Here is a 22,374-nt window from a genome sequence, read left to right on the forward strand (position 1 = left end):
GCAAGCGACGTTTAAAATCGCTCCTGGCGATTTTTTAAAGCATCAACAATGCGTTGACAGGCTTGACCATCACCAAAGGGGTTATGGGCGCGGCTCATTGCCTGATATGCCTCTTCGTCCGTCAACAGCATAGACACCGCATCGACAATGCTCGCCACTTCCGTACCGACCAGTTTGACGGTACCTGCTTCCACCGCTTCCGGTCGTTCCGTCGTATCGCGCATCACTAATACCGGCTTGCCTAGCGACGGGGCTTCTTCCTGAATGCCGCCCGAGTCGGTCAAAATCATATAAGAGCGATTCATCAAATACACGAAAGGCAGATAGTCCTGTGGTGCAATCAGCATGACATTATCAATACCGCTCAGGATACGATTCACCGGTTCGCTAACGTTAGGGTTCAGATGAACGGGGTACACGATCTGCACTTCAGGGTGTCGCCGGGCAATATCTGCCAGCGCGCTACAAATGCGCTCAAAACCACCGCCAAAACTCTCACGCCGATGCCCGGTAACCAGAATCAGCTTTCTATCGTCGTCCAAAAAGGCATATTTTTCATCGAGACTACGGCGTAACGTAGCATTGCCGACGATCCGATCACGTACCCAAAACAGCGCATCAATCACCGTATTGCCCGTGACAAAAATATGTCGATCGGACAAATGCTCACGCAGCAAATTTTGTCGGGAATTTTCCGTCGGAGCAAAATGGTACATCGCCAAGTGCCCCGTCAGCTTACGGTTAGCTTCTTCCGGCCAAGGCGAATACAGGTTGCCAGTGCGCAGACCCGCCTCTACGTGACCGACCGGTATACGTTGATAAAAAGCCGCCAGACTGGTTGCCAACGTCGTGGTGGTATCGCCATGTACCAACACCAAGTCCGGTTTGAACTCTTTCATAACGGGCTCAAGCCCCGATAAAATCCGGCAGGATATCTCACTGAGTCCTTGTCCCGGTCGCATAATATCCAGATCGTAATCCGGCGTAATATCGAACAAACGCAGCACCTGATCCAGCATTTCCCGATGCTGGGCTGTTACGCAAATTCTCGATTCAAAGGCTCCATCCTGAGCCAAGGCATGAACCAGCGGCGCCATTTTAATGGCCTCCGGCCGGGTGCCGAAAACAGTCAACACTTTCACATTGAATCTCTTTAATCAGGTTAGACGCAGATGCTCACTGAGCATCAAACGCAAAGCAGCAAGCCAGTTAGCGCGGACGGCGCGTCAAGGCAATACCCGCACCGATAAGCGCACCAATCGCACCCCACATCACCATCAAAAATGCCCGGCGCGGGCTGTCACGCTTCACCGGTTCTTCCGGCGTCCGCAAATAACGATACGTCTGGAAACTGGCTTCGAGCGTTGGCCCAACGTTCAGCGTTGCCAACATCGCACGATTTTGATCGTAATCCAGTTCGTAGTGAGGGCCGCTGGTCTGTAACGTCTCCAGTCGGGCTTGTAGCATCGGTCTACCAAGCAGGAACATTTCCGATGCGGGGATTTCATCAGCCGGTGTATCCGTCTGACTACGGCTAATACCTTGCTGTTGTGCGATCTTCAGCGCCAGCTCAACGCTGCGAACCTCACGATCGTAAATCGCTTTTGCTACCGCTTCCTGACGCTTGATCTGCGACTTCATGAAAATGGTTCTGGCAGCCCAAGCACCTTTAATCTCTTCATTCAGATGGCTGGCAGCACGCAGACTGGCAAAAGCCACATACTGGCGGAGCAACGTATTCGCATCAGCAGAAGTTTCGGCCACTAACTTAACGGAATCATTGGTTTTTTTCCCATCATCGCGCGCCGCAAACTGAATATTGTTGACCATTTCATCTAGCAGGGCTGCATCCGCCTTGGCATCGCCTTCCAGACGTTGCTTGTAATAGTTGGTCTGTAACCAGAAATCACGGCGAGTATCATAGGCCGCTAATTGCATGATGAACTCACCATAAGCATCTGCTGAAATAGGGGGTTGTTCAGGCGGAGGGGTGGAAAAAGATCGCGCGTCGAGGTTACGCAGGAATTGCTGCTGCGAATAATATCCACCCAGCATATTGACCGTCGGCTTGTCGGTAATCGCTGTCGCGCTCCACTCCTGTTTCACAAGATAGGAATAGCCTAGTGCCACAACGGCAAAAAGCAGGCCGATTGCTATCGGCCACACCTTTCCACGCCACAACAAGCGAAATAACCCACGGATATCCAGTTCGTTATCAATCAACGCATTCCCGGTAGACAAGTTCTCTGATTTCATTACTTCCCCAAAGTTATTTGGTCAGGATGACTGCTTTTGCTCATCGGAATGCCGCATACGGCGTTTGACTCGCTTGATAAAACGGGCGACCCGCCATGCTCGTTTCAGGCAGTAGCCATACAGTAAAAAAACAAGCAAGAATAATGCCAACATGACCCACTCAGGTACGAAAAAGAAATATTCTCCCAACACGCCGACTACCGCCAACAAGGCGGCAGCAAGCGTAATCAGCACAAACGCCTGACGGGAAGAAAAACCGGCTCGCATCATTAAATGATGAATATGCTGTCGGTCAGGCGAGAACGGGCTCATCCCCTTACGCAAACGTCGATACATAATGGCGATCATATCGATCAGCGGGATAGCGATAATCCACAGCGCGGTAACGGGATTAATCGGATGCTGTGGGCCTTGCGTCGTCTGAATCAGGAGCCAGATGGCCGTAAAGCCAATCATCGTGCTACCCGCATCACCCATGAAGACCTTATAACGTCGCCCAAACATGCCAAGGTTAAGCAGAATATAAGGCAACGTCGCCGCGATCATGGCGAAACACCACAATGCCAGATTCGTATGGCCGCTCAGATACAGCAAAATACCCATCGCTCCAAAGGAAACACTGGATAATCCACCGAGCAGCCCATCGATCCCATCGACCATGTTGAACGCATTGATCGCAGCCCAAACGGCAAACAGCGTAACCAAATAGCCAAACGGCCCCAGTCCCATCTGCCATGGGCCGAAAATGTGCCCTAGATTGTGTATCGTCAAGCCAGCAAAGGCCATCATCACTACCGCGACAAACGCCTGCACAACGGCACGAATTTTCACGCTGATATCAAAACGATCGTCCAGCATGCCGACAAACACCAGCACACCTGCACATAACAGGTACAGACGGAAGTTGAGGATGTATTGATCGGTAATAAAGTAGGTAAAGCAGATACCCGCATACACGGAAATGCCGCCGACCAGAGGCACAAGACCCCGATGACGTTTACGGTAATTGGGACGATCGACAAGTCCTATTTTACCCGCGATGCTGCGAGCAAAAAAAAGAAAGCCCAGAGAAAACAAGAAAATAAATAGTAATTCGGTACTCATAGTGAGCAAGTTCACCGTTAACAGCTGCGCTGTAGCTGTTCAGTATAGACTCGGTTTACGCCTTATATCCTATCGCCCATGTTGATCGCCAGTACAAATTGAAGTGGTAACCGCACCTTTCTCGCAGACAACACATTCACAGCCGATTAATTGAGGGATAAAAAAACGCCACGACCCAGCGTGGCGTTCCCCGAGTTATCCGTAATGTACCCGTCATACTTCAAGCCGCATGTGCGTTGGCTTCCCTTACTCACCCCAGTCACTTACTGATGTAAGCTCCTGGGGATTAATGAGTCTCATAAATGAGACTCACCCTTCGGGCCAGCGTTCACGCTGTTCAAATCGGTCTGGCACCGATTTGTCGTGCGCTTGCCGCCTTCCTGCAACTCGAATTATTTAGGGTATATATAGATGAACGCCCGGATTTATGAACGTTTCATCATATCGAAGAATTCATCGTTGGTTTTCGTCATCGCCAACTTGTTGATGAGGAACTCCATCGCATCGATCTCACCCATTGGGTGGATGATTTTGCGTAGAATCCACATCTTCTGCAATTCTTCAGAGGTAGTAAGCAACTCTTCTTTACGCGTACCGGAACGGTTGTAATCAATCGCCGGGAACACGCGTTTTTCTGCGATTTTACGCGCCAGGTGCAGTTCCATATTACCTGTACCTTTAAACTCTTCGTAAATCACTTCGTCCATCTTAGAACCGGTATCAACCAGTGCGGTGGCGATGATGGTCAGGCTACCGCCTTCCTCAACGTTACGAGCAGCACCGAAAAAACGCTTCGGACGATGCAGGGCGTTGGCATCCACACCACCGGTCAACACTTTACCCGACGCTGGAACAACGGTGTTATAAGCACGCGCCAGACGGGTAATGGAGTCCAGCAGAATGATAACGTCTTTCTTATGCTCAACCAGACGCTTCGCTTTTTCGATTACCATTTCAGCAACCTGAACGTGACGGGAAGCAGGTTCGTCAAACGTTGACGCAACCACTTCACCTTTCACCAGACGCTGCATCTCGGTCACTTCTTCTGGACGTTCGTCAATCAGCAACACCATCAGCACACAGTCAGGATGGTTGTAAGCAATACTCTGCGCAATATTCTGCAGCAGCATGGTTTTACCTGCTTTCGGCGGTGCAACGATCAGGCCACGTTGCCCACGACCAATTGGCGAAGCCAGATCTAATACACGCGCCGTCAGATCTTCTGTCGAACCGTTACCGCGCTCCATACGCAAACGAGAGTTTGCATGCAGTGGCGTTAAGTTTTCGAACAGGATTTTGTTGCGGGCGTTTTCAGGTCTGTCGTAGTTAACTTCGTTAACTTTCAGCAGTGCAAAATAGCGCTCACCTTCTTTCGGCGGGCGAATCTTGCCAGAAATGGTGTCACCAGTGCGGAGGTTGAAACGGCGGATTTGGCTGGGAGAAACGTAGATATCATCGGGGCCTGCGAGGTAGGAGCTGTCTGCGGAGCGGAGAAAGCCGAAGCCATCCTGCAATATCTCCAGCACACCATCGCCGAAAATATCCTCGCCGCTTTTGGCATGCTGCTTCAGAATCGCGAAGATAATATCCTGTTTACGCATGCGGGCCTGGTTTTCCAGTCCCATATTTTCGCCAAGAGTAATTAACTCAGAAACTGGCGTATTCTTTAATTCGGTAAGATTCATAGTGGTGGGTTCTTTAACTCGGGGTAAATCTCGAACTATTAACGTGAATGGTATGGCAGGATCATCCGTGCCTCTATAACAGCCTTCAACCACCGGATTCCTGTCTGGTTTCACACCTGAAGCGCATTAAATCCGCGCAAAACGACATCCGCATAAACGATATCCGCATAAATCAACGGCAGGAGATCGAAGACACATAAAACCAATTATTGTAAAACTCGTAGACTGCCCAAATCGGATCACAAACGTGTTGTAAAACAATTGCTTTTCAAAAAAGACTTTGTAAAACAATGTTCTTTCGATTTCGACACAGAATAATGCTTTAGACTCTAACTTTTAGGCTTAAGCCTAAGGGCTTAAACATAGGCAAGTACGATATGCAGTGATGAAGAATCTAACACGCTTCCCGACGAGCAGCAAGCAGTCAATATGAGAATTGCATATTGACCGATCGCGCCCGTCGGCCCCCCCTTTCCAGGGGCAAGCTAATTACAGATTTGCCGTCAGGAACTCTTTCAGTTGCCCTTTGGACAGTGCGCCGACTTTTGTCGCCGCGACTTCGCCGTTTTTAAACAACAGCAGCGTAGGAATACCACGGATACCATATTTCGGTGCAGTTGCAGGATTTTCATCAATGTTCAGCTTGGTCACCGTCAGTTTACCTTCAAACTCTTCGGCAATTTCATCCAGAATAGGAGCGATCATTTTACAAGGACCACACCACTCAGCCCAGAAATCAACCAAGATAGCGCCATCAGCCTGCAATACTTTCGTACCAAAGCTGTCATCAGTCAGGTGAATTATTTTATCGCTCATATTTTACTCCACAGGATTATTTCTAGCTCGTTGGTGTAGCATTAACCAACAATGGCTTGACTTTATTTCACCGGATACGCTTTCGTAAAGCAATAGTTAGCTGATATTCTACCACACTATGAGCAAAACACACTTAACTGAACAGAAGTTTTCCGACTTCGCCCTGCACCCGCAGGTTATCGAAGCCCTTGAAAGTAAAGGGTTTCATAACTGTACGCCTATTCAGGCGTTAGCTCTGCCATTAGCTTTGTCAGGGCGTGATGTTGCGGGTCAGGCGCAAACCGGTACCGGCAAGACGCTGGCTTTTCTTGCGTCTACTTTCCATTATTTGCTTTCACACCCTGCAAACGCAGAGCGTCAAACCAATCAACCACGTGCCTTAATTATGGCACCTACTCGTGAACTGGCTGTCCAGATTCACTCTGACGCAGAAGCGCTATCTCACCTGACTGGGCTAAAACTGGGTTTAGCCTACGGTGGCGACGGCTACGACAAACAGCTTAAAGTGCTGGAAAGCGGCGTTGATATCTTGATCGGCACCACGGGTCGCCTGATCGACTATGCCAAACAAAACCATATTAATCTGGGCGCGATTCAGGTCGTCGTGCTTGACGAAGCGGATCGCATGTACGATCTCGGTTTCATCAAAGATATCCGCTGGTTGTTCCGTCGTATGCCAGCCACGTCACAGCGCCTGAACATGCTCTTTTCCGCTACGCTCTCCTACCGGGTGCGTGAACTCGCGTTTGAACAGATGAATAACGCAGAGTACGTGGAAGTTGAACCGGAACAGAAAACCGGTCACCGCATTAAAGAAGAGTTATTTTATCCGTCCAACGAAGAGAAAATGCGCCTGCTCCAGACGCTGTTGGAAGAAGAATGGCCGGATCGCTGCATTATTTTCGCGAATACCAAGCATCGCTGTGAAGACATCTGGGGTCACCTGGCTGCCGACGGCCATCGTGTTGGGCTGCTGACGGGCGACGTCGCGCAGAAAAAACGTCTGCGTATTCTGGAAGAATTTACTCAAGGTAATCTGGATATTCTGGTAGCAACGGACGTTGCAGCGCGTGGTTTACACATTCCTTCTGTGACCCACGTTTTCAACTACGACCTGCCGGATGACTGCGAAGACTACGTTCACCGCATTGGCCGTACTGGTCGTGCAGGGCAAAGCGGATTTTCTATCAGCCTGGCCTGCGAAGAGTATGCATTGAATCTCCCGGCTATCGAAACCTACATCGGCCACGGTATCCCGGTCAGTAAATACAACAGTGACGCGCTAATGAGCGATTTACCTGCGCCGAAGCGTTTAACACGCCCACCGCGTTCTAATAATGGCCCGCGCCGACATAGTAATGCGCCACGCCGCAGCGGAGCGCCCCGTAATAACCGTAAACGAGCGGACTAACCGTTGATGCAGAGCTCTTCTTCACTTTACGCTGCCATCGATCTCGGATCGAACAGCTTCCATATGCTGGTCACACGGGAAACCGCAGGCAGCATTCAGACGCTGGCGAAAATAAAGCGTAAGGTCCGCCTTGCAGCAGGGCTGGATAAGCAGAATCGGCTCTCACAGGAAGCCATGCAGCGTGGCTGGCAGTGTCTACAACTGTTCTCCGAACGGTTGCAGGACATTCCGCAGGATCAGGTGCGTGTCGTCGCGACCGCAACTCTGCGACTGGCAACGAACGCTGACGACTTTCTGCAACGGGCTCAGGAAATTCTGGGCTTGCCGATTCAGGTTATCAGCGGTGAAGAAGAAGCGCGCTTGATTTATCAAGGTGTAGCACATACCACGGGCGGCCCGGATGCGCGTCTGGTTGTGGATATTGGCGGTGGCAGTACCGAACTGGCAACAGGCATCGGTGCAAAAACGACCCAGTTGATCAGCCTCCCAATGGGATGCGTGACGTGGCTGGATCGCTATTTCAGCGACCGCAACCTCGAAGCCGGTAACTTTGAACGCGCTGAACACGCGGCGCGTGAGATGTTGCGCCCTGTCGCAACTTCCTTGCGCGAGCAAGGGTGGCAAATCTGCGTCGGCGCTTCCGGTACAGTGCAAGCACTACAGGAAATTATGGTCGCGCAGGGAATGGATGAATACATTACTCTGCCGAAGCTCAGACAGCTTAAAGAGCATGCGATTCAGTGCGATAAGCTGGAAGAGTTAGAAATTGAAGGCCTGACGCTAGAACGTGCGCTGGTTTTCCCCAGCGGGCTCGCCATTCTATTGGCGATCTTCCAAGAGCTCGACATCAAAACCATGACGCTGGCTGGAGGCGCGCTGCGTGAAGGGCTGGTCTATGGCATGTTGAATTTGCCCGTCGATCAGGATATCCGCCACCGCACACTAGAGACGCTACAACGCCGTTATCTGCTGGATACCGAGCAGGCTAAACGCGTCAGTACGCTGGCAGACAACTTTTTGCAACAAGTTGCCCGTGACTGGCAGTTAGATAGTCGATGTCGCGAGTTGCTGCGCAGCGCCTGTCTGGTGCACGAAATCGGTTTGAGCATTGATTTTCGGCAGTCTCCCCAGCATGCAGCCTATTTGATTCGCCATAGCGATCTCCCCGGCTTTACGCCAGCCCAGAAGAAGCTGTTAGCCACACTTCTGCAAAACCAAATTAACCCCGTCGATTTGATGCCGCTCAGTCAGCAGAATGCGCTACCGGTCAATCAGGCACAGCGCCTATGCCGCCTGTTGCGTCTGGCAATTATTTTTGCCAGCCGCCGTCGCGATGACACATTGCCGGCAGTGCGGTTACGCGTAGAAGGTGAAGCATTGCGTTTGATTCTGCCTGCTGGCTGGCTGGCTCAGCACCCGCTACGAGCAGAAATGCTGGAACAGGAAAGCCGCTGGCAGAGCTATGTACACTGGCCGCTGATGCTGGAAGAAACCCCGGCTTAACGGATATATATTATCCCCTAAATAATTCGAGTTGCAGGACAAAACGTTAACGTTTTGAACAACGTGAAGCGTTGGCTCTTTAGGGCGATGCTCAGTGATGAGCATCGTAACGCGGCAAGCGCACGACAAATCGGTGCCAGACCGATTTGAACAGCGTGAACGCTGGCCCGAAGGGTGAGTCTCATTTATGAGACTCATTAATCCCCAGGCGCTTACATAAGTAAGTGACTGGGGTGAGTAAGAGAAGCCAACGCACATGCAGCTTGAAGTATGACGGGGATGGTTATTCCCCTTTTGCTTTCGCCAGCATCGCCCGAATATTGGCAACGTTCGTCTGGCCTTTCTGCATACGCTCTTGTGCGCTCACCACTTTTCTTTCCGTTTCCCACACCACATCATCTTGTGGCAGTTCAAGCAGGAAGCGACTCGGTTCTGGGCGCATTAGCTCGCCATACTGGCGGCGTTCTTTACACAGCGTGAAGAACAGCTCGCGCTGGGCACGTGTAATTCCCACGTATGCCAGACGGCGCTCTTCGTCGACGTTGTCTTCATCAATGCTGCTCTGGTGCGGCAACAAACCTTCTTCCATCCCGACCAAAAAGACGTACGGAAACTCTAGTCCTTTGGATGCATGCAGCGTCATCAGTTGTACCTGATCCAGTTCCTCTTCACTCTCTCCGCGCTCCATCATGTCCCGCAGTGTGAAGCGCGTCACTACTTGCGTCAGCGTCATGGGTTCATCCAGTTCGGAGCCTTCCAGCATTTCCGTCATCCAACTGAATAACTGATTGACGTTCTTCATCCGCATCTCTGCGGCTTTTGGGCTGGGTGAGGTTTCGTAGAGCCAGCTTTCGTAGTCCAACCCATGAATCAGGTCGCGCACGGCTGCCACAGGTTCACGCTCCGCCAGACGGGCAATCTCCGCCAGCCACTGCGTAAACCGTTGCAGAGATTCCAGCCCACGCCCAGTCAGAGATTGGCTCAACCCAAGATCAAAACTTGCGCTGAATAGGCCTTTATTACGTTGTCCTGCCCACTCGCCCAGCTTCTTCATCGTCGCTGGGCCAATCTCACGTTTGGGCGTGTTCACAATACGTAAAAACGCACTGTCATCGTCCGGGTTAGTCAATACACGCAGGTAAGCCAGTAAATCTTTGATTTCAGGTCGAGAGAAAAAAGACGTGCCACCGGAGATGCGATAAGGAATACGGTTCTGCATCAGCATCTTTTCAAACAGACGCGACTGGTGGTTACCACGATACAAAATGGCATAGTCGCCGTACTGGGTCTTTTTAATAAAGTGATGGGCAATCAGTTCGCCAACAACACGCTCGGCCTCGTGATCTTCGTTGTTGGCGGTAATCACTTTGAGCTCATCACCATAACCTAGCTCCGAGAACAGCCGCTTTTCAAAAACGTGCGGGTTATTAGCGATGAGAATATTGGCAGCTTTCAGAATACGCCCGGATGAACGGTAGTTTTGTTCCAGTTTGATCACGTCAAGCGCGGGGAAATCCTGCTGTAATAGCACCAGATTCTGTGGCCGCGCGCCGCGCCAAGAGTAAATAGACTGGTCGTCATCGCCTACGACGGTGAAACGCGCGCGGGTGCCGACCAGCAGTTTCACCAGCTCGTACTGGCTGGTGTTGGTGTCCTGATATTCATCAACCAGCAGGTAGCGTAAGCGGTTCTGCCAACGTTCACGCACCTCAGCATTCTGCTTCAGCAACAGCGTGGGCAGCAAAATCAGATCGTCGAAGTCCAGCACGTTACAGGCACGCAGGTGTTCGTGGTAAAGCGAGTAGCAATGCACAAACAGCTTGTCGCGTTCGGATCGTGCGGTCGCCGCCGCACCCGCAGGATCGATCAGATCGTTTTTCCAGTTTGAGATCGTTGAGATCAACTGTTGCAGCAGCACCTTATCGTTTTCCAGCCACTGCTCCGTAAGCTCTTTCAGCAGCGCCATCTGATCCTGATCGTCAAACAGGGAGAAATTGGCTTTCATACCCAGCGCGGCATATTCACGCTTGATGATCTCTAACCCCAGCGTATGAAACGTCGCAATCATTAGCCCGCGTGTTTCTTTACGCCCCAGCGTTTGTGCCACGCGTTCCTTCATTTCACGCGCCGCTTTGTTGGTAAACGTCACAGCAGCAATGTGCCGGGCCTGATAACCACACTGGCGAATCAGGTGCGCAATTTTGTTGGTGATCACGCGGGTCTTGCCTGAGCCAGCGCCCGCCAGAACCAGACAAGGTCCGGTGACGAATTCGACGGCATGCTGTTGGCTGGGGTTTAAGCGCATAACGATCTTGCTCACTGATAAAACGGAAGGCGATTGTAGCAGAAAGCCGTATCGATCTTGACCGGGGATTTGTTATTAAGGAAAGCACGTCGCAGTCCACATCTTGCGTTGCAAATGTTACATTGCGCGCCGGAATCTCTTTTGCAAAAAAGGTAATAACATGGCAAATACCGCAGCAGCCCTACATATCCTAGTCGATACCGAGCAACTGGCTAACGACATTCTGGCTCAATTAGAAAAAGGTGCCGATTTCCAGAAACTGGCGCAAAAACACTCAACCTGCCCATCAAAACGTAACGGCGGCGATTTGGGTGAGTTTCGTAAAGGCGACATGGTGCCAGCTTTCGATAAGGCGGTGTTTTCCTGCGAATTGCTGAAACCGTTTGGTCCGGTGAAAACCCAGTTTGGTTACCATGTGATCAAAGTGCTGTACCGCAACTAAGCCGTTATACCAACGCTTCTGAACATAAAAGCGCGCCTACCTTACGGTTTGGCGCGCTTTTTCTATTGAATGCCTTATTAACCTATCGCCATCAGGCTGGCGTTACCGCCTGCGGCGGCGGTATTGATACTCAGGGAACGTTCGGCCAGCAATCGCTCCAGTTGAACGTGGGTATCACCCTGCGTATAGCCTAACAGCAGGACAATCGGGCCATCACGTTCCGCAAGCGCTTCGCTGATCTGCCGTAGCCGATCGGCATCGCCATGATAAATGACGCCGTGAAAAGACACCTCATCATGGCGTTGCCAGTCATGTACAAGCTGAATACACGACTGCACCTTCTGCGGTAAACGTTCGTAGAGCGTTTTCTCCTGTTCACCTTCAGGCCACAGGAGTTTTCCGCCCGTTGCCAGCACCGCTGCCGCCTGAATCAAACGGTCGTCCTCATTATCTGCCAGACATAGAATCCGCTCACGTGGCGACAACGTATACGTATTACTTTCCCCTGTCGGGCCAGACAACTGTAGCGTTGTTCCACTAACACTATGCTCTTTATAACGCTGGCACAGCGCCGCCAGATCGTGACGTTCACCGCTAATCGCCCAGTCTTCCAACGCCTGTAGTCCCGCCAGCAGCGCCTGCTCACGGTTCTGCTGTGCAAATTCTGCCGCAAGCGCGCCGTCCGGTCGATGTGCCAGTAAGCGGTATAGATAAAGCGGTCCGCCTGCCTTTGGTCCGGTTCCCGATAGGCCTTCTCCGCCAAACGGTTGAACACCGACAACGGCTCCCACCATATTGCGGTTCACATATTGATTACCCACCTTCGCCCTGTTCGTTACACGCTGGATGGTTTCATCAATACGCGTATGTACGCCCAGCGTCAGGCCATAACCCGCCGCGTTGATCTGCTCAATTACGGTATCCAACTGCTGGCTTTGATAGCGAATGACGTGTAAAACTGGACCAAAAACCTCTTTTTTCAGCTCGTCTATCTTGCCCAGTTCGATCAGGGTCGGCTTTACAAACGTTCCGTGCCGCCATGTCTCCTCGTCCTGCGGACGCGCAGCCTGAAATACGGTATGGCCTTTCGCCCGCATCGTCTGGATATGCAGTTCCACGTTCTCTTTCGCTTCCGCGTCAATCAGCGGGCCGATGTCGGTCGATAACCGCTCAGGATTCCCCATTCGACACTCCGCCATCGCGCCGCGCAGCATAGCCAGCGTGCGATCCGCGATATCTTCTTGTAGGCACAGCAGACGCAGCGCAGAACAACGCTGTCCGGCACTGTCGAACGCAGAGGCAATAACGTCATTCACCACCTGTTCCGTTAGTGCAGAGGAATCGACAATCATGGCATTCAGGCCGCCCGTTTCGGCAATCAGCGGCGTCAAACGCCCCTGTGGATCGAGTCTGCCAGCGATGCTACGTTGCAGGGTTTTGGCTACGGCCGTCGAACCGGTAAACACCACGCCACGTACTCGCTCGTCGTTCACCAATGCACTACCGATGGTTTCCCCCTGCCCCGGCAGCAGTTGCAATACGCCCAAGGGGATTCCCGCTTCATGCAGAATACGTACCGCCTGCGCCGCAATCAGCGGCGTTTGCTCAGCCGGTTTCGCCAATACGCTGTTTCCTGCCGCCAGTGCAGCAGAAATTTGTCCGGTAAAGATTGCCAGCGGGAAATTCCACGGACTAATGCAAACGATGGGACCCAGAGGACGATGGGTATCATTGGTGAAGGTGTCTCGCACCTGACTCGCGTAATAGCGCAAGAAGTCCACCGCTTCGCGCACTTCTGCAATCGCGTTACTGAAGGATTTCCCCGCCTCCCGAACCAACAGCCCCAGCAGGCTTTGCAACTGCTCTTCCATCAGCGAAGCGGCCTGATTTAATATCGCGGCTCGCTCAGCGGGCGGCGTCGCAAACCAGATGGCGCTGGCATGCACTGCGGCATCTATTGCCCGTTCAACATCTGCCACGGAGGCATCACGGACATAGCCCACCACATCGTGCACATCGGCGGGATTCACCACGGGCTTTTCTTCGCTTGCCTCGCTTTCCCCCTCAATCATTGGCGCGGCGTACCACGGTTGTGTCGCGTGACCCAGCAACGCACTGGAGAGCGAGGCCAGCCGATGCTCATTCGAGAGATCCAGCCCGCTCGAATTTTGCCGCTTCCGACCATATAGCTGACGCGGCAGAGGAATGCGCGGATGCGGTGCGCCCATACTCCATTCCACTTTTGCCAGTGCCTCTACGCCGCTAACCGGATCGGCAATCAGCGTTTCCAGCGCCATTGAGGTATCCGCAATGCGGTTAACAAACGAGGTATTCGCGCCGTTTTCCAGCAGACGCCGTACCAGATAAGCCAGCAGCGTTTCATGGGTTCCGACCGGGGCATAAATGCGGCACGGTCGGTTCAATTTACCGTCTGCAACCGCGCCAACCACCTGATCATAGAGCGGTTCCCCCATGCCATGCAGGCACTGGAATTCATATTGACCGGGATAATAATTGTTGCCCGCCATGTGGTAGATCGCGCTTAGCGTCTGCGCATTGTGCGTGGCGAACTGCGGATAAATCAGATTCGGTACGGCCAACAGCTTGCGGGCGCACGCCAGATAAGACACATCGGTATAGACCTTACGCGTGTAGACCGGATAGCCTTCCAGCCCGTCAACCTGCGCCCGTTTGATTTCACTGTCCCAGTATGCCCCTTTCACCAGGCGAATCATCAACCGCCGATGGCTGCGCTGTGCCAGCTCAATCAACACATCTACCACATACGAGCAGCGCTTCTGGTAAGCCTGAATGACAAACCCGATACCGTTCCACCCCGCCAGTTGCGGTTCCATACAGAGTTTTTCCAGTAGATCGAGCGAGATCTCCAGTCGTTCGGCTTCCTCAGCGTCAATATTAATCCCGATATCATACTGGCGCGCCAGCAGCGTCAGCGATAACAACCTCGGATACAACTCATCAAGCACGCGATCATACTGCGAACGGCTATAGCGCGGATGCAATGCCGATAGCTTGATGGAAATACCCGGTCCTTCGTAAATCCCACGCCCGTTCGAGGCTTTGCCGATAGCATGAATTGCCTGCTGATAGGCCGACAAATACGCGGCAGCATCAGGCTCCGTCAGCGCCGCTTCACCTAACATATCGTAAGAGTAACGGAAGCCTTTGTTCTCTCGCTCACGGGCATTCGCCAGCGCTTCACCGATGGTTTCCCCCGTGACGAACTGCTCTCCCATCAGCCGCATAGCCATATCGACGCCTTTGCGAATGAGCGGTTCACCGCGTTTACCGATGATGCGATTCAGCGAATTCGACAGGTGCGCTTCATTGTGTGTCACCACCAGCTTGCCGGTAAACAGCAGTCCCCAGGTTGCGGCATTCACGAAAAGAGACGGGCTATGGCCGAGGTGCGCCTGCCAATTTCCCCGACTGATCTTGTCGCGGATCAGCGCATCGCGTGTAGATTTATCAGGAATACGCAGCAGCGCTTCGGCTAAACACATTAGCGCCACGCCTTCCTGAGAAGACAGTGAGAATTCCTGTAACAGTCCTTGCACGATACCCGCACGCCCGTTTCCGGCTTTCTGACTGCGTAATTTCTCTGCCAGTCGATAAGCCAGTTTCTGCGTTAATTGCGATAATTCATCGGTAAGTCTTGCTTGTTCCAGCAAGATGGGTACCAGTTCATTTTCGGGGCGACGATAAGCAGAAGTCATGGCCGCTCGGATAACGGACTGGGGAAGAACCTGCTCGGCGAAATCAAGAAAGGGTTGGTAGGTTTCTTCTTCTCGAGATTGCGGCATAATCTCTTCTACTTCAATGTGGCTCACGTTCGCCCATTGCGGTGTTTCAGGAGTGTCGAGGCCACTTTCGAGGCGTTCGAGGTAATGGAAAATAGCCTGTTTGATCAGCCAGTGCGGTGTACGATCAATACGCTGTGCTGCCGCCTTGATGCGCTCACGTGTTTCCTCATCGAGTTTTACACCCATCGTGGTAAAGCCCATAGCGTCCACTCCTGTGATTAGAAGATGCACATCGGGATAACGTCAATATCAACCATGTTGCAACTTTGTGCAACCTTGTTAACAAATGGAACGGTTGCTACCCATCATCACCTTCAGGCCTCGTTCCGGCCTGAGTGATTACTATAAAACACAGCGTCGCCGCGACAGCGGCACGAAAAAAATGTGGAGAGTTGAATGACAATAAGCACACCCATGCTGGTGACGTTTCTGGTGTATATTTTCGGGATGGTCCTCATCGGCCTGTTTGCCTACCGCGCCACCAATAACTTTGGCGATTACATCCTGGGTGGACGTCGGATGGGAAGCGTCGTCACTGCCCTGTCGGCTGGCGCTTCCGATATGAGCGGTTGGCTGCTGATGGGATTGCCGGGCGCCATCTTCATTTCCGGCATTTCTGAAAGCTGGATCGCGATCGGCCTGACGTTAGGTGCCTACCTGAACTGGAAGTGGGTCGCTGGACGCCTGCGCGTACATACCGAGGTCAACCACAACGCGCTGACGCTGCCTGACTATTTCACCCATCGTTTTGAAGATAACAGTAAATTACTGCGCGTGATCTCCGCGATAGTCATTCTGGTTTTCTTCACCATCTACTGTGCTTCCGGCGTCGTCGCGGGGGCTCGTCTGTTTGAAAGTACCTTTGGCATGAGCTACGGCACGGCATTATGGGCAGGAGCAGCAGCCACTATCGCCTATACTTTTATCGGTGGATTTCTGGCCGTGAGCTGGACGGACACCGTTCAGGCCAGCCTGATGATTTTCGCCCTGATCCTGACGCCGGTGATGGTCATTTTATCGCTGGGAGGAATAGATACTTCACTCATGGTGATTGAAGCGAAAAATCCGGCCAATCTGGATATGTTCAAAGGGCTCAACTTTGTCGCTATCATCTCGCTGATGGGCTGGGGTCTGGGCTATTTCGGCCAGCCGCACATTCTGGCACGCTTTATGGCCGCTGACTCACACCACACCATTCATAACGCACGCCGCATTAGTATGACCTGGATGATTCTGTGTCTGGCAGGTGCCGTGACGGTGGGCTTCTTCGGCATCGCCTACTTCCACAACAACCCGGACCAGGCCGGTAACGTGGCGCAAAATAGCGAGCGCGTCTTTATCGAGCTGTCCATGCTGCTGTTCAATCCGTGGATTGCTGGCGTGCTGCTGTCTGCGATTTTGGCTGCCGTGATGAGTACGTTGAGTTGCCAGCTGCTGGTGTGCTCCAGCGCCATCACCGAAGATTTGTACAAGCCCTTCCTGCGCAAGAATGCCAGCCAGAAAGAGCTGGTGTGGGTAGGGCGTGCGATGGTGCTATTCGTCGCTATCATTGCTATCGCGCTGTCGCTTAACCCTGAAAACCGTGTACTCGGTCTGGTGAGCTATGCCTGGGCAGGGTTCGGTGCCGCCTTCGGACCGGTGATTTTGATTTCTCTGCTGTGGCCGCGTATGACGCGCAACGGCGCACTGCTCGGCATGATCGTAGGTGCGGCAACGGTACTGATCTGGAAGCAGTATGCCTGGCTGGGTCTGTATGAAATCATCCCCGGATTTATCTTCAACAGCCTGACTATTTTCATCGTCAGCCTGCTGGGTAAAGCGCCGTCAAAAGCGATTACCGACCGCTTCAAGCAGGCAGAAGCGGAATACCAGTCCGTTTAGTCATAATGCCCGTGGCATCGTTCGCCGTGCCACGGGCTTATCTTTACCCGAAATGGGCTCTGACTGCATCGACAAAGGTTTTCACTTTAACCGCTGCCCGCCGTCCCACCGGCACCATGACGTGAACCGGGCGAGCAGGCCCATGATAGTCAGACAGCACCTGTACCAGACGCCCACGGTCAATTTCCTTACGTAACACGGCCTCCGGCCCAAGCGTGATACCATATCCCTCTATCGCAGCATGCAGCAGCGCATTCCAGTCATTAGCAAAAAGCCGACCTTCCGGCCTGATTTCTTCCGTCTGACCGTCCTTCTGAAATACCCACCGACAAGACGTCACGGCGGTGCGCACGCCATAAATAAGGCACGCGTGGCGTGCGAGACTCGATGGCGTATCTGGCATGCCTTCACGCGCCAGATAGTCAGGCGATGCGCAAGCGATCAATGAGTAAGGCTGAAGTGGCCAAGCCACCATTGAACTATCCGCCAATTCACCGATGCGAATGATAACTTCAAACCCCTCTTCTATCGGGTCAACCAGACGATCGTTCAGCGTCAGCGCAATTTGCGTGTCAGGATAGCGAGCAAGATAGTGTGTGATAAACGGCGCGAACAGATGCGATCCCCAGGTAACGGGCGCGTTAACCTGAATCATTCCCGAAGGTGTCACCTGCATTTCACGGGCAACGGCATCAGCATCTTCCGCTTCAGCAAGCACAACCTTACAACGCTCATAATAGCGCAGACCAATATCCGTCAGGCTTTGCCTCCGCGTCGTACGGTTCAGCAACCGAACGCCAAGCCTCGCTTCGAGCCACGCCACCTGCTTCGCCACCATCTGAGGTGAGGTGCCCAGCACCTCTGCCGCGGCGGCAAAAGACCCCAACTCCGATGCTTTGACAAAGATGTTCATGCTGGTCAGCCGATCCATGATTCACTCATATTTGTTGTTTGTTTTCGCTTAAAAGCACAATTTATCTTCAAATTGTAGGCAATTAAGATTCTCTTCTCAAAAGCATTAAGGAGAGAAAGATGAAAATTGGCATTATTGGTGCGGGCTTTGTTGGGCGGGCAATCGCTAAATTAGCGCTTCAGAACGGTCATCAGGTCATGCTCAGCAACTCGCGCGATCCCCAGTCACTGTTCAGCCTCCGTCCCATGATCGGCTGCGATATCGGCACCGCCACTCAGGCAGCGCTCTTTGGCGACATGGTGGTTATCGCCGTTCCCTTTACCGCCATCGATAAGCTCCCTGAACAGGTTTTACGGGGAAAATCCGTCATCGATACCGTCAATTACTATACCGAGCGAGATGGTAAGGTCACCGCACTGGATACGCGCAGTACCACCACCAGCGAGCTACTGGCGCGTTATTTACCAGACGCCAGGATCACCAAAGCGTTCAATGCTATCCCCATGACACAACTTGAAAGCGATGGGCTCCCGACAGGCTCAGCCAATCGCCGTGCGCTACCGCTCGCGGGTGACGACGAGCAGGAAAAAGCCATTGTGGCTGAACTCTATGATGCCTTCGGATTTGATGTTGTCGATGCGGGAAAATTGTCTGAAGGATGGCGCTTTGAAAGGAACATGCCGTCTTACTGTGTACGGATGACAAAAGCGGAATTAATCACTGCGCTGGCACTGGCCCCACGTGAAAGCACTGCCGATACACAACAGAGATAACTCAGGCTTAGGGATAACTGCGGATAAAAAAATGCTGCTCCCAGAGGGAGCAGCATAGAAATTATCGTGTTTCGCTAAACGTAAAAGCGAACATTAACCTGCGACAGCGATACGCTTCATGTCTTTCATGTAGCCACGCAGCGTGTGGCCTACGGTTTCGATTGGGTGGTTACGGATAGCTTCGTTAACATCACGCAGTTGCGCGTTGTCTACTTCAGTACCCGCGACCGCTTTGCCCAGATCGCCCGGTTGCAGAGATGCCATGAACGCATCTTTCAGCAATGGAACGGCAGCGTTGGCAAACAGGTAGTTACCGTATTCTGCGGTATCAGAGATAACCACGTTCATTTCATACAGACGCTTACGCGCGATGGTGTTGGCGATCAGCGGCAGCTCATGCAGTGATTCGTAGTAAGCCGACTCTTCGATGATGCCGGAGCTCACCATGGTTTCAAACGCCAGCTCAACGCCCGCTTTCACCATCGCAACCATCAACACGCCGTTATCAAAGTATTCTTGCTCAGCGATTTTACCGTCGAACTGCGGTGCATTTTCGAACGCCGTTTTACCGGTCTCTTCACGCCAGGTCAGCAGTTTCACGTCATCGTTCGCCCAGTCAGCCATCATACCGCTAGAGAATTCGCCGGAGATGATGTCATCCATGTGCTTCTGGAACAGCGGAGCCATGATGCCTTTCAGTTGCTCAGACAGTGCGTAAGCACGCAGTTTCGCCGGGTTAGACAGGCGATCCATCATCAGCGTAATCCCGCCTTGCTTCAGCGCTTCGGTGATGGTTTCCCAGCCGAACTGAATCAGTTTTTCTGCATAGGCAGGATCGGTGCCTTCAGCAACCAGTTTGTCGAAGCCCAGCAGAGAACCGGCCTGCAACATACCACACAGAATAGTCTGTTCACCCATCAGGTCAGATTTTACTTCTGCAACGAAAGAAGATTGCAGAACACCAGCACGGTGGCCGCCCGTTGCCGCCGCCCACGCTTTGGCGATTGCCATGCCTTCGCCTTTTGGATCGTTTTCAGGGTGAACCGCGATCAGCGTCGGTACGCCGAAACCACGTTTGTATTCTTCACGCACTTCCGTACCTGGGCACTTCGGCGCCACCATCACAACAGTGATGTCTTTACGGATTTGCTCGCCCACTTCAACGATGTTGAAGCCGTGAGAGTAACCCAGCGCTGCACCCTGTTTCATCAGCGGCTGTACTGCCTGAACCACGGCAGAGTGCTGTTTGTCTGGCGTCAGGTTAACGATCAGATCGGCCTGCGGGATCAGATCTTCGTAGGTGCCAACGGTGAAGCCGTTTTCAGTCGCTTTGCGCCATGAGGCACGTTTTTCCGCAATCGCTTCAGCACGCAGGGCATAAGCGATATCCAGACCAGAATCGCGCATGTTCAGACCCTGATTCAGACCCTGAGCACCACAACCGACGATCACCACTTTTTTCCCTTTCAGGTAGCTCGCCTCATCGGCAAATTCATCACGCCCCATAAAGCGGCACTTGCCCAATTGATCCAGCTGCTGACGCAGGTTTAATGTGTTGAAATAGTTAGCCATGTCGTGCTCCGTATACGGTTTTTGTTTGTCTGTTATTCAGAAAAGGATTCCCGCCAGATGGGAATTCACTATGACCCCATCATATGACAGGAATTGCGTTGCTTAAATTGATATATTAGCAACGTCATATTGCACTATATGCAAGATAAAAAAACGGCTGCAAGATAAAAAACGAGGCCTGCATCGCATGGATTTACGTGATCTCAAATTATTCCTACATCTGGCAGAAAGCCGACACTTTGGCCGTACCGCCAAAGCGATGCACATCAGCCCGTCCACGCTGTCACGACAAATTCAGCGGTTGGAAGAGGATTTAGGGCAGACGCTGTTTCTGCGCGATAACCGTACCGTGCAGCTCACCGATGCCGGAGATCACCTAAAGCTATTCGCTCAACAAACGCTGCTGCAATACCAGCAGCTACGCCACACGATAGACCAGCACGGGCCGTCATTAAGCGGTGAACTGCGGATATTCTGCTCCGTCACCGCCGCCTACAGCCATCTGCCACCGATTCTGGATCGCTTCAGGGCGCTGCATCCGCTAGTGGAAATCAAGCTGACAACCGGCGATGCCGCCGATGCCGTTGAGAAAATTCAGTCGAACGATGGAGATTTGGGGATTGCAGGACGCCCGGAAGCGCTGCCTGCGAGCGTTGACTTCATGCCGCTCGATGAACTGCCTCTCGCGCTGATTATCCCGGCGCTTCCCTGCCCGGTTCAGTCGCTGGTACGCCAATCAGAACCGGACTGGTCGCAGATTCCGTTCATCCTGCCGGAACACGGCCCAGTGCGTAAGCGCATCGATCAGTGGTTCCGCCGCAATCACATCACCAACCCACAGATTTACGCCACCATCTCCGGGCATGAAGCGATGGTATCGATGGTTGCGTTAGGCTGTGGCATTGCGCTCATTCCCAACGTGGTACTGGAAAACAGCCCGGAGCCGGTACGCAACCGCGTCTCTGTCTTTGCCGAACAGGTGATGGAACCGCTTGAGCTGGGCGTTTGCGTACAGAAAAAACGGCTTAGCGAACCGCTGATTGCCGCCTTTTGGGACATATTACAGGACGCATCATGAAGATAGCCTTCGCGACCATCATCGCAGCAGGAGCGGTACTCGCCTCACTCAGCGACCCTGCGCACGCCGCCAGTTTCCCCTGCGAAAAAGCCACCTCGACGCAGGAAACGTTGATTTGCGCCAGCCCGTTGCTCGGGCAGCTAGATGAAGAGCTGGCTCAGGCCTGGAAGGCATCCCGCGCGTTCCTGACGGCGTACGGCAACAGCGCGCCGTGGGAAAAAACGCTCAATCAATTTCAGCGCGGCTGGCTGACCACGCGCGACCAGTGCAAAGACGAAGACTGCCTGCGACAACGTTATCAGCAGCAGTTAAACCGGCTGCGCTACCTAAATGACATCGCGCAGCACGCGCTGCCTTCCCCGATTACCCCCGTGAAAAGCACATCCTGTTTCCACGGTTCATTCAGCTATGAGTACGTGATGTCGGGGCTTTCCGCCGAGGAGTACCGCGATCTGGGAGAGTATTTTCGGGAAATGTATGACCAGAAAGCGCCCTATCATGCTGTTAGCCTGACCATGACCAACCAGCGTGGCAAGCTTGAAGGCGGCGCGTCCATTGCATTCCGCTATGGTAACAAGCTGGATGATTCCGGCTTCACCGCCCGTCAGATGAGCGATACGCAAGCCATTGGCAAAGGTGAAAGCAGCTTCGGCCAGCAGGTGAAAATACTGCTCACCTGCATTGACGATGATCATCTGCAAATCGCTACCTTCGGCAGCAATCAGGAAGAAGGTTACCTGTTTAACTATTTGCTAGAGCGCGATAAAACGCCACTGGAGCCGCAAAAAACGCCGTAGCGTTGGCTCACTCT

At 52.7% G+C, this 22,374-nt stretch carries 16 protein-coding genes; 7 read left to right on the forward strand and 9 right to left on the reverse strand.

The window, feature by feature from the left end:
* Window positions 1–11 precede the first annotated feature (11 nt).
* The 5 genes from wecB to trxA all read right to left on the reverse strand — a co-directional run bounded on the left by wecB (window position 12) and on the right by trxA (window position 5,861).
* Window positions 12–1,142, reverse strand: coding sequence for a non-hydrolyzing UDP-N-acetylglucosamine 2-epimerase (gene wecB, locus A6301_RS08005; protein WP_107168970.1), 1,131 nt, complete (start codon window positions 1,140–1,142; stop codon window positions 12–14).
* 67 nt (window positions 1,143–1,209) lie between these two features.
* Window positions 1,210–2,256, reverse strand: coding sequence for an ECA polysaccharide chain length modulation protein (gene wzzE / locus A6301_RS08010; protein ID WP_234257513.1), 1,047 nt, complete (start codon window positions 2,254–2,256; stop codon window positions 1,210–1,212).
* 21 nt (window positions 2,257–2,277) lie between these two features.
* Complete coding sequence (wecA, locus tag A6301_RS08015) at window positions 2,278–3,375, reverse strand: UDP-N-acetylglucosamine--undecaprenyl-phosphate N-acetylglucosaminephosphotransferase (protein ID WP_107168972.1); 1,098 nt, start codon at window positions 3,373–3,375, stop codon at window positions 2,278–2,280.
* A 410-nt stretch (window positions 3,376–3,785) separates the two neighbouring features.
* The gene (gene rho / locus A6301_RS08020) at window positions 3,786–5,045 is read right to left on the reverse strand and encodes a transcription termination factor Rho (protein ID WP_025919665.1); all 1,260 of its coding nucleotides are present in this window, start codon (window positions 5,043–5,045) and stop codon (window positions 3,786–3,788) included.
* A gap of 489 nt (window positions 5,046–5,534) precedes the next feature.
* The gene (gene trxA / locus A6301_RS08025) at window positions 5,535–5,861 is read right to left on the reverse strand and encodes a thioredoxin TrxA (protein WP_107168973.1); all 327 of its coding nucleotides are present in this window, start codon (window positions 5,859–5,861) and stop codon (window positions 5,535–5,537) included.
* A 118-nt stretch (window positions 5,862–5,979) separates the two neighbouring features.
* On the opposite strand from trxA, the gene rhlB reads away from it, so the two are divergent.
* Both rhlB and ppx read left to right on the forward strand, forming a co-directional pair.
* Window positions 5,980–7,272, forward strand: coding sequence for an ATP-dependent RNA helicase RhlB (rhlB, locus tag A6301_RS08030; RefSeq protein ID WP_107168974.1), 1,293 nt, complete (start codon window positions 5,980–5,982; stop codon window positions 7,270–7,272).
* Window positions 7,273–7,278: 6 nt separating this feature from the next.
* Window positions 7,279–8,775, forward strand: a complete 1,497-nt coding sequence (ppx, locus tag A6301_RS08035) for an exopolyphosphatase (RefSeq protein ID WP_234257514.1) — start codon at window positions 7,279–7,281, stop codon at window positions 8,773–8,775.
* A gap of 283 nt (window positions 8,776–9,058) precedes the next feature.
* On the opposite strand, the gene rep is transcribed toward ppx, so the two are convergent.
* Window positions 9,059–11,080, reverse strand: coding sequence for a DNA helicase Rep (gene rep, locus A6301_RS08040; protein ID WP_107168976.1), 2,022 nt, complete (start codon window positions 11,078–11,080; stop codon window positions 9,059–9,061).
* Between the two features lie 160 nt (window positions 11,081–11,240).
* On the opposite strand from rep, the gene ppiC reads away from it, so the two are divergent.
* A complete protein-coding gene (gene ppiC / locus A6301_RS08045) occupies window positions 11,241–11,522 on the forward strand; it encodes a peptidylprolyl isomerase PpiC (RefSeq protein WP_011095687.1) in 282 nt (93 codons plus the stop codon).
* A 77-nt stretch (window positions 11,523–11,599) separates the two neighbouring features.
* Here ppiC and putA read toward each other — a convergent pair whose 3' ends face one another.
* Complete coding sequence (gene putA / locus A6301_RS08050) at window positions 11,600–15,547, reverse strand: trifunctional transcriptional regulator/proline dehydrogenase/L-glutamate gamma-semialdehyde dehydrogenase (protein WP_234257515.1); 3,948 nt, start codon at window positions 15,545–15,547, stop codon at window positions 11,600–11,602.
* A 195-nt stretch (window positions 15,548–15,742) separates the two neighbouring features.
* Between putA and putP the strand changes: the two genes are divergently transcribed.
* A complete protein-coding gene (gene putP / locus A6301_RS08055) occupies window positions 15,743–17,227 on the forward strand; it encodes a sodium/proline symporter PutP (protein ID WP_205540473.1) in 1,485 nt (494 codons plus the stop codon).
* Window positions 17,228–17,270: 43 nt separating this feature from the next.
* On the opposite strand, the gene A6301_RS08060 is transcribed toward putP, so the two are convergent.
* Entirely contained in the window at window positions 17,271–18,158 is an 888-nt protein-coding gene (locus tag A6301_RS08060) for a LysR family transcriptional regulator (protein WP_234257516.1), read from the reverse strand.
* Between the two features lie 101 nt (window positions 18,159–18,259).
* Here A6301_RS08060 and A6301_RS08065 point away from each other — a divergent pair, with 101 nt between their 5' ends.
* Window positions 18,260–18,913 carry an NADPH-dependent F420 reductase gene (locus A6301_RS08065; RefSeq protein ID WP_234257517.1) on the forward strand — a complete coding sequence of 218 codons (654 nt, stop codon included), beginning with the start codon at window positions 18,260–18,262 and terminating at the stop codon, window positions 18,911–18,913.
* A gap of 93 nt (window positions 18,914–19,006) precedes the next feature.
* Here A6301_RS08065 and ilvC read toward each other — a convergent pair whose 3' ends face one another.
* A complete protein-coding gene (gene ilvC, locus A6301_RS08070) occupies window positions 19,007–20,485 on the reverse strand; it encodes a ketol-acid reductoisomerase (RefSeq protein ID WP_107168981.1) in 1,479 nt (492 codons plus the stop codon).
* Window positions 20,486–20,672: 187 nt separating this feature from the next.
* Between ilvC and ilvY the strand changes: the two genes are divergently transcribed.
* A complete protein-coding gene (gene ilvY, locus A6301_RS08075) occupies window positions 20,673–21,563 on the forward strand; it encodes an HTH-type transcriptional activator IlvY (RefSeq protein WP_107168982.1) in 891 nt (296 codons plus the stop codon).
* A complete protein-coding gene (locus A6301_RS08080) occupies window positions 21,560–22,360 on the forward strand; it encodes a lysozyme inhibitor LprI family protein (protein ID WP_205540476.1) in 801 nt (266 codons plus the stop codon). Before ilvY ends, A6301_RS08080 begins: the two co-directional genes overlap by 4 nt.
* Window positions 22,361–22,374: the final 14 nt, after the last annotated feature.

Source organism: Pectobacterium sp. IFB5596 (assembly GCF_021432585.1).
Taxonomy (GTDB): Bacteria; Pseudomonadota; Gammaproteobacteria; order Enterobacterales; family Enterobacteriaceae; genus Pectobacterium; species Pectobacterium punjabense.